We start from the raw sequence: 16,747 nt of genomic DNA on the forward strand, positions 1-16,747 counted from the left end.
CGGCTTAGCGCCACTGATAGAGCAGCGGTTCGCCAGCGACATAGCGCTGGAGGTCGGCGGCAATCATCGCCGTATGCTTAGCGATGCTCTCCCGGGTGGCGCCGGCGATATGCGGCGTGATGATCACGTTATCTAACCCGGTGATAAACGGATGGTCGCGCCACAGCGGCTCACGGTGGTAGACATCCAGCGCCGCGCCGCCGAGCGGACCGTGGCGCAGCGCGTGAATCAACGCCTCTTCATCCACTACCGCGGCGCGCGAGGTGTTAATCAACAACGCTCCGGGCTTCATACTGTTCAATAGGGCGGCATTCACCAGGCCGTCGCTGTGCGCGCCGCTGCTCAGATGCAGGCTGACAATATCCGCTTCGCGGAATAACGCCTCCAGGGTGGTTTTCCGCAGTCCCGGTTCGTTGATATCTTCGCCGGCGACAAACGGGTCCACCACCAGCACCGCCATACCAAACGCCCGCGCAATACGCGCCACGCGGCGACCGATATTGCCATAGCCAATCAGCCCCAGCGTTTTGTTGCGCAGCTCGCTACCTTTAAACACTTCATAGGGGCTCTCGGGGCTAACGTCCCAGACCACATCGCGGCGCAGTCCGGCCTGAGTGGCCACCGCCGCGTTCTCTGCATTGGTGAACGCCCCGCGCTTCAGCGCGGCGTGGGCCTGCGGAATATGCCGCGCCAGGCTCAGCATCAGCCCGATGGTCAGCTCCGCCGCGGCGTCAGCGTTACGACCCGGCGTATACAGCACGCGGATATTCCGCGCCTGCGCCGCTTTGGTATCGATATTGACCGGATTGGCGCGGGTACAGGCAATCACCTTCAGACGCGGGCAGGCCGCGATCACCTCTTCCGTAACATCGTCATAGCTGGTGACCAGAACATCGGCATCGTGCGCGAGGTCAATCAGCTGGCGCGCGCTCAGTTTCGGTTTGCCCAGCGCCCATCCTTCCACCAGCAGCTCGCCGAGTTGCTGGAAGGCTGCGAGATCGCCGGAATGTTCGGCGGTAAAAACGATTTTCATGAATAGGGTTCCTGAGAAAGACGTTGAAGTGCATCCTGTCGGGCTTGCCAGACGGGCAGCATCTGCTCGCGCAGCAGCCGGTAAACCGGGTACAGCGCGGCGTAGCGGGCGTGAGCCTGCGAATCGGGCTGATAGCGGGTCTGCTCCAGCTGCGGATGGTGCGCCAGCCCATCGACGCTACGGGCCGCCAGTATCGCCGCCCCGCGGGCGCTGAGTTCATTAAAGGCGCTGGAGACCACCGTGCGGCCGGTGCAGTCGGCAATAATCTGCAGCCAGGTGGCGGACGCCGCGCCGCCGCCGGTCAGGTACAGCTCTCCCCCCCGGGGATATCCCTGCAACGCATCGACAATCGCGTAGGCCAGCCCCTCAAACACCGCCCGCTGCAGCTCGGCGCGGGTGGTGTGCTGACTAATGCCAAAATAACCGGCCCGCGCATCGGGGCTGAAAAACGGCGCCCGTTCGCCGTTAAGATAGGGTTGCCAGAACACGCCGCCGCTGCCCGGCTCGACGGCGGCGATAGACTGCTCCAGCAGCTGGAGGTCCGCCGTCAGCGAAATATGCTGTTGCAGCCAGTCGATATTCGGCGTGCCGGCCTGCATCGGGAAGAGATTGATAAAGCTTCCCGACTCGGTGTGAGTCACGTAGCGCGTGCCTTCATTCACCGTCTGGCGGCCGTGGCAGACAATCCCGGTACAGCAGGTAGTGCCGAGAATCGTGTAGATATCGCCATCGTTGACCGCGCCGCAGCCCAGCGCGGCGCTGCATACGTCGAGCGCGCCAGCGGCCACCGGCGTGGCGGCAGGTAGCCCGGTCAGGGCGGCCACCTCATCGCGCAGCGTGCCTGCCGGCGCATCGGGAGCCAGCCGCGGCGGGAACAGGTGCCGCAGATCGGCCAGCCCCATTTCGTTAAGCACGACTTCGGACAGCTCGCCGCTCTGCTGATTAAGCAGCGAAGTGCTGGCGTCGGTAAAATCAAGCGCCGCCACGCCGGTTAAGCGAAAACGCACCCAGTCTTTGGCGAAAAACAGGTAGCTGGCCTGCGCCAGCCGCTCCGGTTGATGCTGCTGGAGCCAGCACAGCTGCATGCTGGTATTGCACGGTTGCAGATGGGTGCCGGTGTCGGCGAAAAAGCGCCGGTCGAACCCCGGGCGGCGTAACAGCTCGCTCATCAGAGCGCGGCTGCGGGTGTCGCTCCACAAGATCCCCGGGCCAACCGGTTCGCCTTCGGCATCGCTCAGCCAGACGCCTTCGCCCTGCCCCGCAAGCCCAATCGCCCGCAGACGTCCGGCCTTCAGTTCCGGCTGCCGGGCAATCTGTTGCAAAATGGCAATCACCGATTGCCATAGTTGCGCCATATCCTGCTCGGCAAAACCGTTCGCCGACAGATGCGGCCCGGTATCCGCCGCCGCGCTGGCTCGCGCCTGAAAGTGCTCATCAAACAGCACCGCCTTCACCCGCGAGGTGCCAATATCGATTCCCAGATAAAAATCCATGCCTGATCCGATCGCTGAGATAAACTTAGTCACGCTCGTAGCGGCGACGCAGCAGCTCGCACTCGAACAGGAATTCCAGCCCTTCCAGCTGGCGTCGCGCTTCTTCGATATCTTTCCCCCAGCAGGTCAGGCCGTGGCCGCGCAGCAGAAAACCATAGCGCAGCGGGCGGGTCTGCGCATCATCTTCGATACGCGCCGCCAGGGCATCAATATCCTGATCGTTATCGAAAATCGCCACCGGTACGGTATCGAGGTGGCTGCGTTGTCCGGTCAACGTTTTCTGCATTTCGTAACCTTGCAGCGCCAGGGTATCTCCCTTCTCAATTCGCGACAGCACGGTGGCGTTGACGGTGTGTACGTGCAGAACGACGTTAGCCTCCGGGAACAGGCGATAAACCAGCGTATGCAGGCCGGTTTCGGCAGAGGGCTTACGCCCGGAAGGGGCCCGGTTAGTGGCAATCTCAACCTGCAGGAAATCGTCGGTGGTCAGGCTGCCTTTATCGCGCCCCGACTCGCTGAGCCAGCACCAGGTCTCATCCTGGCGCACCGACATGTTGCCGCCGGTCGCCGGCGCCCAGCCTTTCGCGCCGATCCAATGACAGGTGGTGACCAGTTGCGCGAGTCTTTCTTGCCACATAGCAGTTCCTTAATTTAGCGATGATGTATTTAGCCGTCTAAATGGCTATTTACCCGATACTAACACCGCCCGCGCGACGGAACAATATTTCCCATCAGGCAACTTAAAGACACCGTTATGCTCGATATTCATATAAAACCCCCGCTTTTAACAATCAAACAACTGAAGGTTTGCATGATGGCAATATTACCGCTGGCAGGAGCGTGTTAAGGCAGTGATTCATACTGCACAGGATGGGGGGAAAAGAAGAGCGGAGCGCCGGGAAGCAACGAAAAAAACGGCGACGGCGCGCCGCCTCCCTTTACCGTCGCCAGGCGGTTCACCCGGCTGGCCTCAGCTGCAGAGGCCTTTCGGCCAGCGGTTTTGTAAAGTGAAATATGAAGAGTTCATGAGTCGCTCTGCGGGGCGAACGCCCCGGCGGCCACCTGGGCTGGGGTCACCACCCCGCTGTCCAGCACCCAGCCGTCGATTAAGGCGGCCGGCGTGACGTCAAACGCCGGGTTGTAAACCGGCGCATTCTGCGGTGCCCACTGCACGGAACCGAAACTCCCGGCCACCCCGGTGACCTCCGCTGCCGCCCGCTGCTCAATCGGAATCGCCTCGCCGTTCGGACAATGGCGATCGAGGGTGGTTTGCGGCGCCGCCACGTAGAACGGAACTCCGTGGTATTTCGCCAGCACCGCCAGCGAGTAGGAGCCGATCTTATTCGCCACATCGCCGTTCGCGGCGATACGGTCGGCCCCGACCCATACCGCATCCACCTGCCCTTTGGCCATCAGGCTGGCGGCCATCGAATCGGTAATTAGCTGGTAAGGCACGCCCAGCTCCCCCAGCTCCCAGGCGGTAAGCCGGCCGCCCTGCAGCAGCGGGCGCGTCTCATCAACCCAGACGTTTGCCACCAGCCCTCGCTGATGAGCCAGCGCAATCACCCCCAGCGCGGTACCGACGCCGGCCGTCGCCAGGCCGCCGGTATTGCAGTGGGTTAACAGGCGACTGCCCGCTTTCATCAGCGCGCAGCCGGTCTCAGCAATGCTGGCGCACAGCTGTTTATCTTCTTCAATCAGGCGCAGCGCTTCCGCTTCCAGCGCCAGGGAATAGTTCTCTTCTGCCAGCGCCAGCTTCATGCGATCGAGGTTGTTCATCAGGTTAACCGCCGTCGGACGCGCCGCGCGCAATGTGTCCAGCGCCTGCGCCAGTTCATCCCGGCTGAGGCCGCGTTGCGCCAGAAGTGCGAGCAACAGGCTGGCCGAAAGGCCGATTAACGGCGCGCCGCGCACCCGCAGCGCGTGAATATGGTCCACCAGTAACGCAACGTTATCCGCCGCCAGCCAGCGTTTTTCCTGTGGCAATGCCTGCTGATCAAGAATAAAAAGCTGATTTTCGCTTACCCGCAGGCTGGTGGTCTGTAGTGTCTGCATATCGTTAAATCCCTGTTGCGTTGTTGTATTACATTGTGTCAGGATGAAATCCAGAAGTATAGACGTCTGAACGGCTTAATCAGAACTTTTGAGGATCGAGGCAATGTCGCAATACCATACCTTCACCCCCGGCGATGCCGTGGCTTACGCACAACAATTTGGCGGCATCGATAATCCGTCGGAACTGGTGTCCGCGCAGGAAGTGGGGGATGGCAACCTCAACCTGGTCTTTAAGATTTTTGATACTCAGGGCGTCAGCCGCATTGTCGTTAAGCAGGCCCTGCCCTACGTCCGCTGCGTGGGCGAATCCTGGCCGCTGACCCTCGATCGCGCCCGTCTTGAGGCGCAAACGCTGGTGGCGCACTATCAGCACTGCCCGCAGCACACGGTGAAAATCCACCATTTCGATCCCGAGCTGGCGGTGATGGTGATGGAAGATCTCTCCGATCATCGCATCTGGCGCGGCGAGCTGATCGCCAACGTTTACTATCCGCAGGCCGCGCGTCAGCTGGGAGAATACCTGGCGCAGGCGCTGTTTCACACCAGCGACTTTTATCTCCACCCGCATGACAAAAAAGCTCAGGTGGCGCAGTTTATTAACCCGGAGATGTGCGAAATCACCGAAGACCTGTTCTTCAACGACCCTTATCAGGTTCACGAGCGCAACAACTACCCGGCCGCACTGGAAGCCGACGTCGCCGCCCTGCGCGACGACGCGCAGCTCAAACTGGCGGTGGCCGCGCTGAAGCAGCGTTTCTTTTCGCATGCCGAAGCGCTGCTGCACGGCGATATTCACAGCGGTTCCATTTTCGTGGCCGAGGGCAGTTTTAAAGCCATCGACGCGGAATTCGGCTATTTCGGCCCGATAGGTTTTGATATCGGCACCGCCATCGGCAACCTGCTGCTGAACTATTGCGGCCTGCCGGGGCATCTGGGCATTCGCGATGCCGCCGCCGCCCGCGAACAGCGTCTGCGCGATATCCAGCAGCTGTGGAGCACCTTCGCCGAGCGCTTCCAGGCGCTGGCGACGGAGAAAACGCGCGATGCGGCGCTGGCTTACCCCGGCTACGCCTCGCTGTTCCTGAAAAAGGTCTGGACCGACGCGATTGGCTTCTGCGGTACCGAGCTGATTCGCCGCAGCGTCGGGCTGTCCCACGTCGCCGATATCGACACGATCCAGGATGACGCGATGCGCCATGAATGCCTGCGTCATGCAATCACGCTCGGCAAAGCGCTGATCGTGATTGCCGAACGTATTGAGAACGTCGACGATCTGATCGCCCGCATTCGTCAGTACAGCTGAGCCCCGTAGGCCGTAGCACCCCGGTAGCGCTACGCTTACCGGGGCTCGCGATCCCTTACCCCAGATATTCGATCACCGACAGTCCGCCGTTATAGTCGGTGCTGTAGATGATCCCCTGCGCATCCACGAACACGTCGCACGACTGAATTACCCGCGGGCGACCCGGACGGGTATCCATCATTTTCGCCGGGGCGGCAGGCACCAGCGCGCCGGTCTCCACCGGCCGATAGGGATCAGAAATATCGTAGGCGCGCACGCCCGCATTCTGGTAAGTGGCGAAGATCAGCGTTGAGCTGATAAAGCTGCCGGGACGGTTTTCATGCAGGTTATGCGGGCCAAAGTGCGCCCCTTTCGCCACATAGTCGGTCTCCTGCGGCTGCGGGAACGTCGAGATACTCACCGGGTTGGTCGGCTCGCGGATATCAAACAGCCAGATCAGTTTTTCACCGTCCTGCTGGTTATCGAGTACCGCCTCATCCAGCACCACCAGCAGATTACGCTGCGGCAGCGGCAGCGCCGTATGGGTGCCGCCGCCAAACGGCGGGCTCCAGTTACGGTGGCTAATCAGCTTCGGCTGAGTCCTGTCCTTCACGTCGAGCAAGGTCAGGCCGCCGTCACGCCAGCTGCCGTAGGCGGTATCCCCGGCGATAATGGCGTGATGCAGCGCGTAACGTTTCCCCTGCGGCCAGCTCGGCTGCTCCCCCGCCGCCTGATGCATCCCCGGCAGCCACCAGCGCCCGGCGACCTCCGGCTTACGCGGGTCGGCCAGGTCAATGGTCAGGAAGATATAGTCGCTGAACCCGTCAATCAGCGCGGAAACATAGGCCCAGCGGCCGCCGACGTACCAGATGCGATGAATACCGATGCCGTTGAGCGACAGAAAGCTGATTTCCCGCGGCTGTTCGGGACGAGAAATATCAAAAATACGCAGCCCGGCGCTCCAGCCGCGATCCTGGACATCGCTAACCGTTTCGCCGACCGAGCGGGTGTAATAGACCTTCTCATCGGCAAAGCGGGTATCGGCAAACAGGTCGCGGGCGTTGATCACCAACAGTAAATCATCATGGGCCTGCAGATGAACGTTCCAGGTGCCTGCCGGCGCGGCGATGTAGTTCACCGTTTGCGGATGCCGCGGATCGCGCACGTCGACAATCGAAAAGCCCTGCGACACCATATGGCCGATGTAGGCGTAGCCGCGGTGAACCATCAGCTGAACGCCGTCCGGCCGGCCGCCCTGATCGCTATGCCCGATCAGCCGCATATTGCGGCTGTAATCGGGACGCGGAAGTGCCGTCGCCATCGCTGCTCCTTAGCCTTTGTTTTTCGCTTCCAGCGTGGCGAACCACGGCGCGATAAAGTCCTCGGTCTGCCCCCAGCCCGGGATAATTTTCCCCAGGGACGCGACGTTGACCGCCCCCGGCTGCGCCGCCAGCAGCGCTTGCGGAATAGCTGCCGCCTTGAAGTCATAGGTAGCAGGGGTCGGTTCGCCGGCGATTTTATTCGCCACCAGACGGACGTTAGTCGCCCCGATAAGTTTCGGATCCACCGCGACGCTGACCTTCCACGGGCTGCCTGATTCACGCATCAGCTGCAGATCCTGGTTGGAGATATCGATACTGTAGAGTTTAATTTCGGTCCGCCCGTTCTCCTTCAGCGCCTTATAGGCTCCCTGACTGAAGGCATCCCAGGTCCCCCAAATCGCATCAATTTTGCCTTTCGGATACTTGGCTAAAATCGCCCCGACCTTATTGGCGGTATCGCCCTGCACATCGGAAGAGACGGCGCCAATCGATTCCAGCTCCTTAATCCCCGGGTTTTGCTTGAGCAACGCCTGATAAGCCACCTGACGGCGTTCCATCGGCGGGAAACCGGCAACCCACAGCTTGATAATATTGGCTTTGCCGTTGAAATCTTTCACCAGCTGGCCAAAGGAGAGATCGGTCAGCGAGGCGTCATCCTGCTGGGACACGGTAACCCCCGGGATCTCGCCGCTGATGGCGGTATCGAACACCGCCACTTTAATCCCGGCATCCACCGCCTTCTTCACCAGCGCGGTGGCATACGGGTCGCGCCCCTGGGAGAGAATAATCCCGTCGTATTTCTGGCTAATCGCCTGGTTAACGAAATCCTGGAATTTGGCATCATCACCGTTGCTGAGGAAGGTGCTCATCTTAAAACCGAGCTTTTTGCCCTCCTGAATCGCGCCGGAGACAAACTGGGTGGTGTTATCGTCAGAGCCGAGGTTACGGATCACCGCAATCCGGATTGGTCCGTTATGTTCGGCGATAGCGGCCGGTACCGGCGCAGGCGTTTCAGCCCAGGCCGCCACGGAATTCAACAGCCCCAGCGCAATAACAGACAGCGTGATTTTTTTCATGTGTATACCCTGTAAATGATTAAGTGCGGCGCTGAAAATAAGTCAGTGCTAACGCGCCAGCCAGCACCAGTCCTTTAATAATGTCCATCGCGTAGTACGGCACCGACAGCATCACCAGACCGTTGGAGAGGACGCCAAGAATCACCGCCCCCACCAGCGTCCCGAGGGCGTTCGGTTTACCTGACCCCGCCAGGGAGAAGCCGATCCACGCCGCCGCCACCGCATCCATCAGATAGCCGCCGCCGGCATTAACCTGTGAAGAGCCGATACGCGAGGCCAGCAAAATCCCGCCCAGCCCGGCCAACAGCGAAGCGATAACGTAGGCCGCCACTTTATAACGGGTGATACGCAGACCGGAGAGCCGCGCGGCTTCCGGATTGCCGCCGATGGCATACATCCGTCGCCCGTGGGTGGTGAAAGAGAGCGCCAGCTGCGCGACCAGCGTCACCACCAGCATGACGATAACGATGGTCGGCACCTGCCCCAGCGAGCCAAAGGCTGCCGGAATCGTCCCTTCAGCCATATCGCCGCCCGGCATGACCATGTTCTCGGTAATGGACCCGCCGTAGCTGTAGGTCATCGCCACGCCCTGAATCACAAACAGGCTGGCGAGAGTGGCGAGCATGTCGGGAATACGCAGTACCACGATTAAAAAGGCGTTAAACAGCCCCACCAGCGTACACAGCGCGAGGGTGAGCAGAATCGCTTCCGTGGTGCCGAAGCCGTGCCAGACAAACAGCGAAATCACCAGCGCGTTAGCCAGCGAGGCGGTTGACCCTACCGAGAGGTCGAAACCGCCAATGGTCAGCGAGACGGAGACGCCGATGGCAATCACCGTCACGATGGCGATAGAACGCAAAATGTTGATGATATTGAACGGGTCAAGGAAGTTGTCCGCGGCGAGGCCAAATACGGCGATCAACAGCACCACGGTCAGCAACATGCCCCATTTATAAAGAAAATCAAAAAATCGCTGACGGCCCGATGCCGTCGCGTTCACTGCCAGGGCCTTGCTCACGCTGCTGCTCCTCCGGTGGAGTAATAAAGTAGAGTCTCTTCCCGGGCCTCAGCGCCCGGAATTTCTGCCACAATGCGGCCATCCCACAATACACAAATACGGTCGCACAACCCCACCAGCTCCGAGAATTCGCCCGAGGCGTAAATCACCCCTTTGCCCTCTCGCGCCAGCCCGTCGATCAGGTTGAACAGGTCGGTTTTTGCTTTTACGTCGACGCCTTTGGTCGGCTCATCGAAAATCAACACGTTGGCGTTGCCGCGCAGCCACTTGCCGATCGCCACCTTCTGCTGGTTGCCGCCGGACAGACGGCGTAGCGTCTGGGCCGGGCCGGTGGTGCGAATGCCGATACGGGCAATCACCTCCTCCGCCCAGCGCCATGCCTGGCGGTGGCCAAACAGGCTCCAGCGCGAAAAGCTATTATCGGCGCTGACCGCCAGGTTCATGCCGATCGGCTCTTCAATAAAAATGCCCTCTTTGCGCCGCTCTTCCGGCACCAGCGCCAGCCCGCGCGTCACCGAGTCCGCCGGGTCGCGAGGCCGCCACGGCTGGCTATTCAGCTCCCCGCGGGTCAGGCGGCTTTTACTGGCGCCGAACAGCGCTTTGCACAGCTCGGTTTTCCCCGCCCCCGCCAGCCCTGCGATCCCCAGGATTTCCCCTTTGCGCAGGCGTAGCGAGATGTCCTGCAGTAGCCCCTCGTCGTGCAGACCTTCCACCTGCAGCAGAATCTCCTCGCCGTGCGGCGGGCGCCGCGCTGGAAAAATGTCGCTCAGCTCGTGGCCGAGCATCTTCTCAACAATCTGCTCGCCGCTGAGATCCGCCATCGGACCGCTTTCAATCAGCCGACCGTCGCGGAGTACCGTCAGGGTGTCGCAAATGGCCTTCAGTTCATGAATACGGTGGGAGATAAACACCACGCCAATCCCCTGCTGCTGCAGACGGCGCACCACCGTGAACAGCCGTTCGCTTTCATGCCGGTCCAACGGCGCGGTGGGTTCATCAAGAATGAGAAAACGACAATGGTGCGACAGCGCGCGGGCCAGCAGAATTTGCTGCTTCTCCGCCAGCGTGCAGCTATCGATGGGACGCCGCACGTCAAGGGCGACGTCCAGCTGGGCCAGCGCCTCGCGCGCCTGTTCGCGCACCCGCCGCCAGCTGAAGCGCTGAGCCGGCTCCGCGAGGCGATCCAGCATAATGTTTTCCGCGATACTTAAGCCCGGCACCAGCGCCACGTCCACCTCCTGCTGCACCAGATGGATCCCCAGCAGCTTAGCATCGCGCGGCGAGCGAATATTCACCGGCTGGTTATTGATAACAATCTCACCTTCATAGTGCGCGTGCGTCCCGCATAGCACCGCCATCAGCGTCGATTTCCCCGCGCCGTTCGCGCCGGTCAGCGCGTGCACCGATCCCCCATGCAGGGTGAACGCCACGTTGCTGAGCGCCCGAAAGCCGGAAAAGGCGAGGTTAATGTTGTTCATCTCAAGGCGATTCACTGCCATCCCCTGCTACCCTTTACGATTAATATTCTGATTTAACGAATTTTTCACAGCTGACCTTGACTGACAACTGCGTAAAAGGCATAAGATAAAACGAAATAATATTAGCCATCTGGATGTCCAGACATAACATCAGGTTAGCGAAACGAGAATAAGGACAGCGTTCATGAGCAACAGCGATATCCGCGTGGTACCCGGCCCCGCCAACTATTTTTCCCATCCCGGCAGCCTGGCGCGCCTGGCGGATTTTTACAGCGCAGAGCAGCTTTCCCGCGCGCTCTGGATTTACGGTGAGCGCGCGATCGCCGGCGCTGAGCCCTTCCTGCCGCCAGCGTTCCACGCCGTCGGTGCCAAAAAGGTGCTGTTTAAAGGGCATTGCAGCGAAAGCGACGTGGCGCAGCTGGCGCAGACTGCCGGTGATGACCGCGCGGTGGTCATTGGCGTCGGCGGCGGCGCGCTGCTGGATACCGCCAAAGCCGTGGCCCGGCGCTTAGCTCTGCCGGTGGTGGCAATCCCCACCATCGCTGCGACCTGCGCCGCCTGGACCCCGCTGTCGGTGTGGTACAACGACGCCGGGCAGGCGCTGCATTTTGAAATCTTCGACGACGCCAACTTCCTGGTGCTGGTAGAGCCGCACATCATCCTCCACGCCCCGGCGGAGTATCTGCTGGCGGGGATCGGCGATACGCTGGCGAAATGGTACGAAGCGGTCGTGCTGGCGCCGCAGCCGGAAACTCTGCCGCTGACCGTACGGCTGGGGATTAACGGCGCGCTGGCGATTCGCGATGTGCTGCTGGAAAACAGCGAAACGGCGCTGGCCGATCGGCAGCGCGGTGAACTGACCCAGGCGTTTCGCGACGTAATCGACGCTATTATCGCCGGCGGCGGGATGGTGGGCGGTTTAGGCGAGCGCTATACCCGCGTCGCCGCCGCGCACGCGGTACATAACGGCCTGACGGTGCTGCCGCAGACCGACAAATTTTTGCACGGCACCAAGGTGGCCTACGGCATTCTGGTGCAGAGCGCTCTGCTCGGCCAGGACGATGTTTTAGCCCAGCTGGTGAGCGCCTGGCAGCGCTTTAACCTGCCCACCACGCTGGCGGAGCTCGACGTGGATATCCACAACCCGGTCGAACTGGATAAGGTTATCGCCCATACTCTGCGTCCGGGGGAGTCGATCCACTTCCTGCCGGTCGAGCTGACCCCGCAGACCCTGAAGGCGGCCTTTGAGAAAGTGGAAAACGTCCGTCGGCAGGTGCATTAACGGCTAAAAAAACGCGGAAACGGCCAGCGGGCCGCCGCGCCGGCTCAGGCGAGAGCCGGAGGGACGGGGGAGTGAAGGACTGAGGGAACGGTTTAACAGCACTTTGCGCCGCCTTTACCGCCATAGCGCGCGTCCTGACGCTCGCGGAAAAATTCTTCATAGGTCATCGGCGTCTGCTCGGGATGCGTCTGGCGAATATGCTCGACGTAGTTATCGTAATCGGGCACGCCAATCATCATTTTTGCCGCCTGGCCCAGATACTTCCCGGCTTTGGAAAGGGTATCAAACATGTTGGCCTCTCAGAACAGCCCCTTTCCGCAGGCGGAAAGGGGCTAAGTGTTAATGTGCGCGCTTCACCTGGGTCACCAGCTGCTCAGCATTGGCAGGAAGCGGCTCGTACGGCGTCTCTTTTGACGTAGGTTGCTCCTCTTTCAACGCCGCCAGCGCGGTTTTGATTGAGAACAGCGCCAGTACCACCACCACCACCATAAAGAAGATGGTTAATCCCGCATCCAGCCGGTTGTTAAAGACCAGCTGCGCCAGCTGTGATTCGGTGTACTGGCCAGGAATATTGCCGCTATCGATCATCGCCTGGAACTGATTGGCAATCGCCAGGAAACCCACCTTCGTATCCGGGCTGAACGACTTCTGCCACCCGGCGGTCAGGGTACAAATCAGCAGCCAGGCCGTCGGCAACAGGGCGACCCACGCATAGCGCTCGCGTTTCATTTTAAACAGTACCACCGCGCAGAGCATCAATGCCATACCGGCCAGCATCTGGTTGGCGATACCAAACAGCGGCCACAGCGTGTTAATCCCGCCGAGCGGATCGACCACCCCTTGATGCAGGAAGTACCCCCAGGCCAGTACGCACAGCGCGGTGGCCAGCAGGTTCGCCGGCAGCGAGTTGGTTCGCTTCAGTCCCGGACTCACCACCCCCAGCAGATCCTGCAGCATAAAGCGCGCCGCACGGGTGCCCGCATCCACCGCCGTCAGAATAAACAGCGCTTCAAACAGAATGGCGAAGTGATACCAGAAGGCGACATCCATCAGCCCCCCCAGCGAACCGTGCAGGATATAGGCCATCCCGACCGCCAGCGTTGGCGCCCCGCCCGCCCGGGAGATAATCGACTGCTCGCCCACTTCTCTGGCTATCTGGCGCAGCGTTTCCGGGGTGATGCTAAAGCCCCAGCTGCTCACCACCTGCGCGGCGGAAGCGACGACATCGGTGGCGCCCGCCGGCGCGAGGACCGCCATCGGGCTGTTCATGGCAAAGTAAACGCCCGGGTCGATAACGCAGGCCGCCACCAGCGCCATAATGGCGACGAAAGATTCCATCAGCATACCGCCATAGCCGATAAAGCAGGCCTGGCCTTCGTTCGCCAGCATCTTCGGCGTGGTGCCGGAGGCGATCAGCGCATGGAAACCGGAGACCGCGCCACAGGCGATGGTAATAAACAGGAACGGGAACAGGCTGCCGGACCATACCGGGCCGCTGCCATCAATAAATTTCGTCAATGCCGGCATGGTCAACGTCGGGCGCATAATCAGGATGCCGATCGCCAGGCCGACGATGGTGCCGATTTTCAGGAAGGTCGACAGGTAATCACGCGGCGCCAGCAGCAGCCATACCGGAAGAACGGCAGCGATGAAGCCATAGCCCACCAGAATCCAGGTCAGCTGTACGCCGGTGTAATCAAACCACGGCGCCCACGTTGGGCTTTCCGCCACCCATCCGCCGGACACAATGGCGAACACCAGCATCACCAGACCGATCACCGACACTTCGCCAATGCGCCCCGGGCGCAGGTAGCGAATGTAGATCCCCATAAAAATGGCCAGCGGAATGGTGAAGGCGACGGTATAGGTCCCCCACGGGCTGTGGGTCAGGGCTTTCACCACGATCATCGCCAGTACCGCGAGGATAATCACCATGATCATAAAACAGGCGACCAGCGCCAGCACGCCGGCGGTCGGCCCCATCTCCTCTTTCACCAGCTCGCCAAGCGAGCGCCCGTCGCGGCGGGTGGAGACAAACAGTACCATAAAGTCCTGCACGGCCCCCGCCAGCACCACCCCGGCGAGGATCCAGATCATTCCCGGCAGGTAGCCCATCTGCGCCGCCAGCACCGGCCCCACCAGCGGCCCCGCGCCGGCAATGGCCGCAAAATGGTGACCGAACAGCACTTTCTTATCCGTCGGGACATAATCGAGCCCGTCGTTATGCCGCACGGCGGGCGTCATCCGCGTCGGGTCAACCGCCAGTACATTGTTGGCGATGTAGAGTCCATAGAAACGATAGGCGATCAGATAAATACAGACTGCCGCCACGACAATCCATAGCGCATTAATCTGCTCACCCCGGTTTAAGGCGATGTAGCCGAGGGCAAAGGCTCCGACAACGGAGAGCAATGTCCAGATGAGGTATTTCCCTGAATGATTCATCGTTGTGTTCCACAGGTAGGGTAATCAGGATGTTACATTTTGTTTCTAGAACACAACGCCGGGTTTAACAACATTGAAACCGTACAGATGTCGTGCAAAGGCAGGGATTTATCTCACATTGCTAGCGAGATCACTTCTGAGGGGAAAATGGAATGTATCGCCCGCAAGAAAGCGCTACATGATACATCGTCAGTCCCCCCCTCCGGATCGCGGCGTAGGGGGGGCGAGCAGATTATTTAGCCGAGCACCGCGGTGCCCAGGCGGCAGGTGCAGCAGCGACGGCCCCGCTCGTCGAACACCGCAATTTCCCAGCTCTGGCCCTGGCGCCCCAGATGCAGCGGGCGGCACTCGCCGCGTACGCGACCGCTGGAGACCGCCCGATGGTGGGTGGCATTCAGTTCGGTGCCCACCACGCACTGACCCTCTTCGGTCATCAGCCAGCCGGCCATCGACCCAAGCGTCTCCGCCAGCGCCGCGGACGCGCCGCCGTGCAGCAGGCCAAACGGCTGGTGGGTACGGGCATCAACCGGCATTTCCGCCTCCAGCAGCCCCTCTTCCAGCCGGGTGTAGATAATGCCCAGGTGGGCCACCATCGTATTCTCGCTGGTGGCGTTAAGCGCATCCAGCGTCAGCTGACGTTTCCAGACCATTTATGCCCCCAACGTCGAGCCGCCGTCGACCACGATATCCTGCAGCGTAATATGGCTGGCGTGACGGGAGGCGAGGAACAGAATCGTGCTGGCGATCTCCTGCGGACGGGCGATTTTCCCCAGCGGAATACCGAGTTTAAACTGCTCGCCGAAACCACGGATACGCCGCTGCTCGGCATCATCGCTAACCCACAGCGTGCGCTGCATATCGGTATCGGTGGAACCCGGTGAAACCAGATTACAGCGCACTCCGCTTCCCGCCAGCTCCAGGCCAACGGTCAGCGTCAGGCTTTTCAACGCCGCTTTCGATGCGCCATAGGCGCTCATCCCGATGCGTGGCGTATGGGCCGCGTCAGAGGCCACGGTGACAATCGCCCCGCCCTGCTGGCGACGGAACTGAGCCATCGTCTGCTGAAACAGGTTAAACGCGCCGCCTACGTTGACGGCAAAGGTCTGCTGCCAGTCCTGCAGACTCAGCTCATCGGTCGCGCCCATGCGCAGAATGCCCGCCGCGTTAACCAGCACGTCGAGACGCGCCATGCCGTTCAGCAGCCGCCCGCACACCTCAGCCACCCGTTCCGGGTTGGCAATATCCAGCGTTTCCGTGGCGAACGGGTAGGTCTCCCCGTCAAAGGCGAGATCGAAACCGGTCACCTTCGCGCCGGCCTCAACGAACGCCAGCGCCGTCGCGTAACCAATGCCTTTACCGGCGCCGGTGACCCATACGGTTTGCCCCTGAAAATCCAGCCCGGCCATTATTTCACCTCACGGGACAGCAGCGCCCACCAGGCATCGATCGTCGGTTTTTTCGCCAGCGCCACGAAGTCGATATCGCCGTGCACTTTACGCCAGCGCGCGGCCAGCGCCATCATGCGCACCGAGTCCAGCCCGTAGTCGATCAGATTTTCATCATCCAGCGGCTCGTCGGACTCATCCAGCAGCGGTAGAATCAGCGCCCGCAGCGCCGCTTTGGATGCCGGAAGCGGCAGCAGCTCTTCGGTCATCACCACCCGGCCGGAACGCCCGGCGACATATTTCAGCGCCATCAGGTGCTCCTCACGGCTAAAATCCGCCAGCGCGTCGGCAACGAAGAACGGCTTAATATCGCGCATAAAGGCGTCGGTGGCGGTGGTCATGCAGCCGATATGGGCATAGACGCCGGTGATGATCAGCTGGTCGCGGCCGGTCTCTTTCAACATCTCTTCCAGCGGCGAACGGTGGAACGCGCTGTAGCGCCACTTCACCAGCACGGTGTCGTGTTCATCCGGCGCCAGGGCGGCAATCACCTGCTGCTGCTCCGGTGAACGGGTCAGACCCGGTCCCCACATATCATTGAGCAGGGCGCGGTCTTCATCGCTTTGCTCTTTCGGCTGCGCGGTGTAAAACACCGGAATGTTATTCTGTTTGCAGAAATCGCGCAGCGCGGCAATGTTCGCCACCACTTTCGCCATCATGGCGCTGTCTTCCCCCCAGAAGTTGAGGAAATATTCCTGCATATCGTGGATCAACAGCGCGGCGCGGGACGGCTCAAAAGCCCAGTTGACTTTGTTCGCCGGGATATCGCTGGCTTCCGGCAGCGCGTAAGCCTGTAATTTAGGGATGGCCATTCTGTC

15 protein-coding genes are annotated in these 16,747 nt (G+C 60.9%); 2 read left to right on the top strand and 13 right to left on the bottom strand.

The window, feature by feature from the left end; genetic code table 11:
* Positions 1-4: 4 nt before the first annotated feature.
* From ACI2JR_RS09300 to mtnA, 4 genes are all read right to left on the bottom strand, one after another.
* Positions 5-1,033 (bottom strand): 2-hydroxyacid dehydrogenase, encoded by a 1,029-nt coding sequence (locus ACI2JR_RS09300; protein WP_132728858.1) that lies wholly within the window; start codon positions 1,031-1,033, stop codon positions 5-7.
* Positions 1,030-2,526 (bottom strand): FGGY-family carbohydrate kinase, encoded by a 1,497-nt coding sequence (locus ACI2JR_RS09305; protein ID WP_462478386.1) that lies wholly within the window; start codon positions 2,524-2,526, stop codon positions 1,030-1,032. The genes ACI2JR_RS09300 and ACI2JR_RS09305 overlap by 4 nt, the downstream gene beginning before the upstream one ends.
* Positions 2,527-2,551: 25 nt before the next feature.
* Positions 2,552-3,163 (bottom strand): methylthioribulose 1-phosphate dehydratase, encoded by a 612-nt coding sequence (locus tag ACI2JR_RS09310; RefSeq protein ID WP_132728854.1) that lies wholly within the window; start codon positions 3,161-3,163, stop codon positions 2,552-2,554.
* Positions 3,164-3,549: 386 nt separating this feature from the next.
* Complete coding sequence (gene mtnA / locus ACI2JR_RS09315) at positions 3,550-4,581, bottom strand: S-methyl-5-thioribose-1-phosphate isomerase (RefSeq protein WP_462478387.1); 1,032 nt, start codon at positions 4,579-4,581, stop codon at positions 3,550-3,552.
* 103 nt (positions 4,582-4,684) lie between these two features.
* Here mtnA and mtnK point away from each other — a divergent pair, with 103 nt between their 5' ends.
* Positions 4,685-5,884 carry an S-methyl-5-thioribose kinase gene (mtnK, locus tag ACI2JR_RS09320; protein ID WP_132728850.1) on the top strand — a complete coding sequence of 400 codons (1,200 nt, stop codon included), beginning with the start codon at positions 4,685-4,687 and terminating at the stop codon, positions 5,882-5,884.
* 55 nt (positions 5,885-5,939) lie between these two features.
* Here the strand turns inward: mtnK and ACI2JR_RS09325 are convergent, their stop codons facing one another.
* Genes ACI2JR_RS09325 through ACI2JR_RS09340 form a run of 4 tightly spaced genes read right to left on the bottom strand, consistent with a single transcriptional unit; the run spans position 5,940 to position 10,778 of the window.
* On the bottom strand, positions 5,940-7,184 hold the full coding sequence (locus ACI2JR_RS09325) for an LVIVD repeat-containing protein (RefSeq protein ID WP_132728848.1): 1,245 nt from the start codon (positions 7,182-7,184) through the stop codon (positions 5,940-5,942).
* Positions 7,185-7,193: 9 nt separating this feature from the next.
* Positions 7,194-8,261, bottom strand: coding sequence for a sugar ABC transporter substrate-binding protein (locus tag ACI2JR_RS09330; RefSeq protein WP_132728846.1), 1,068 nt, complete (start codon positions 8,259-8,261; stop codon positions 7,194-7,196).
* 19 nt (positions 8,262-8,280) lie between these two features.
* A complete protein-coding gene (locus ACI2JR_RS09335) occupies positions 8,281-9,279 on the bottom strand; it encodes an ABC transporter permease (RefSeq protein ID WP_132728844.1) in 999 nt (332 codons plus the stop codon).
* Complete coding sequence (locus ACI2JR_RS09340; protein ID WP_132728842.1) at positions 9,276-10,778, bottom strand: sugar ABC transporter ATP-binding protein; 1,503 nt, start codon at positions 10,776-10,778, stop codon at positions 9,276-9,278. The genes ACI2JR_RS09335 and ACI2JR_RS09340 overlap by 4 nt, the downstream gene beginning before the upstream one ends.
* Before the next feature lie 163 nt (positions 10,779-10,941).
* Here ACI2JR_RS09340 and ACI2JR_RS09345 point away from each other — a divergent pair, with 163 nt between their 5' ends.
* Positions 10,942-12,039, top strand: a complete 1,098-nt coding sequence (locus ACI2JR_RS09345) for an oxidoreductase (protein ID WP_462478388.1) — start codon at positions 10,942-10,944, stop codon at positions 12,037-12,039.
* A 92-nt stretch (positions 12,040-12,131) separates the two neighbouring features.
* On the opposite strand, the gene ACI2JR_RS09350 is transcribed toward ACI2JR_RS09345, so the two are convergent.
* The 5 genes from ACI2JR_RS09350 to entB all read right to left on the bottom strand — a co-directional run bounded on the left by ACI2JR_RS09350 (position 12,132) and on the right by entB (position 16,741).
* Positions 12,132-12,329: a YbdD/YjiX family protein gene (locus ACI2JR_RS09350; protein WP_032688939.1), complete on the bottom strand. Its 198-nt coding sequence runs from the start codon at positions 12,327-12,329 to the stop codon at positions 12,132-12,134.
* Between the two features lie 49 nt (positions 12,330-12,378).
* Complete coding sequence (cstA, locus tag ACI2JR_RS09355; RefSeq protein WP_462478389.1) at positions 12,379-14,484, bottom strand: pyruvate/proton symporter CstA; 2,106 nt, start codon at positions 14,482-14,484, stop codon at positions 12,379-12,381.
* Positions 14,485-14,720: 236 nt separating this feature from the next.
* On the bottom strand, positions 14,721-15,134 hold the full coding sequence (gene entH, locus ACI2JR_RS09360) for a proofreading thioesterase EntH (protein ID WP_132728833.1): 414 nt from the start codon (positions 15,132-15,134) through the stop codon (positions 14,721-14,723).
* Positions 15,135-15,890, bottom strand: coding sequence for a 2,3-dihydro-2,3-dihydroxybenzoate dehydrogenase EntA (entA, locus tag ACI2JR_RS09365; protein ID WP_462478390.1), 756 nt, complete (start codon positions 15,888-15,890; stop codon positions 15,135-15,137).
* On the bottom strand, positions 15,890-16,741 hold the full coding sequence (gene entB, locus ACI2JR_RS09370) for an enterobactin biosynthesis bifunctional isochorismatase/aryl carrier protein EntB (RefSeq protein ID WP_462478391.1): 852 nt from the start codon (positions 16,739-16,741) through the stop codon (positions 15,890-15,892). Before entB ends, entA begins: the two co-directional genes overlap by 1 nt.
* Positions 16,742-16,747: the final 6 nt, after the last annotated feature.

This window comes from Klebsiella sp. NPDC088457, from assembly GCF_044900465.1.
In the GTDB taxonomy this organism is placed as follows: Bacteria; Pseudomonadota; Gammaproteobacteria; order Enterobacterales; family Enterobacteriaceae; genus Klebsiella.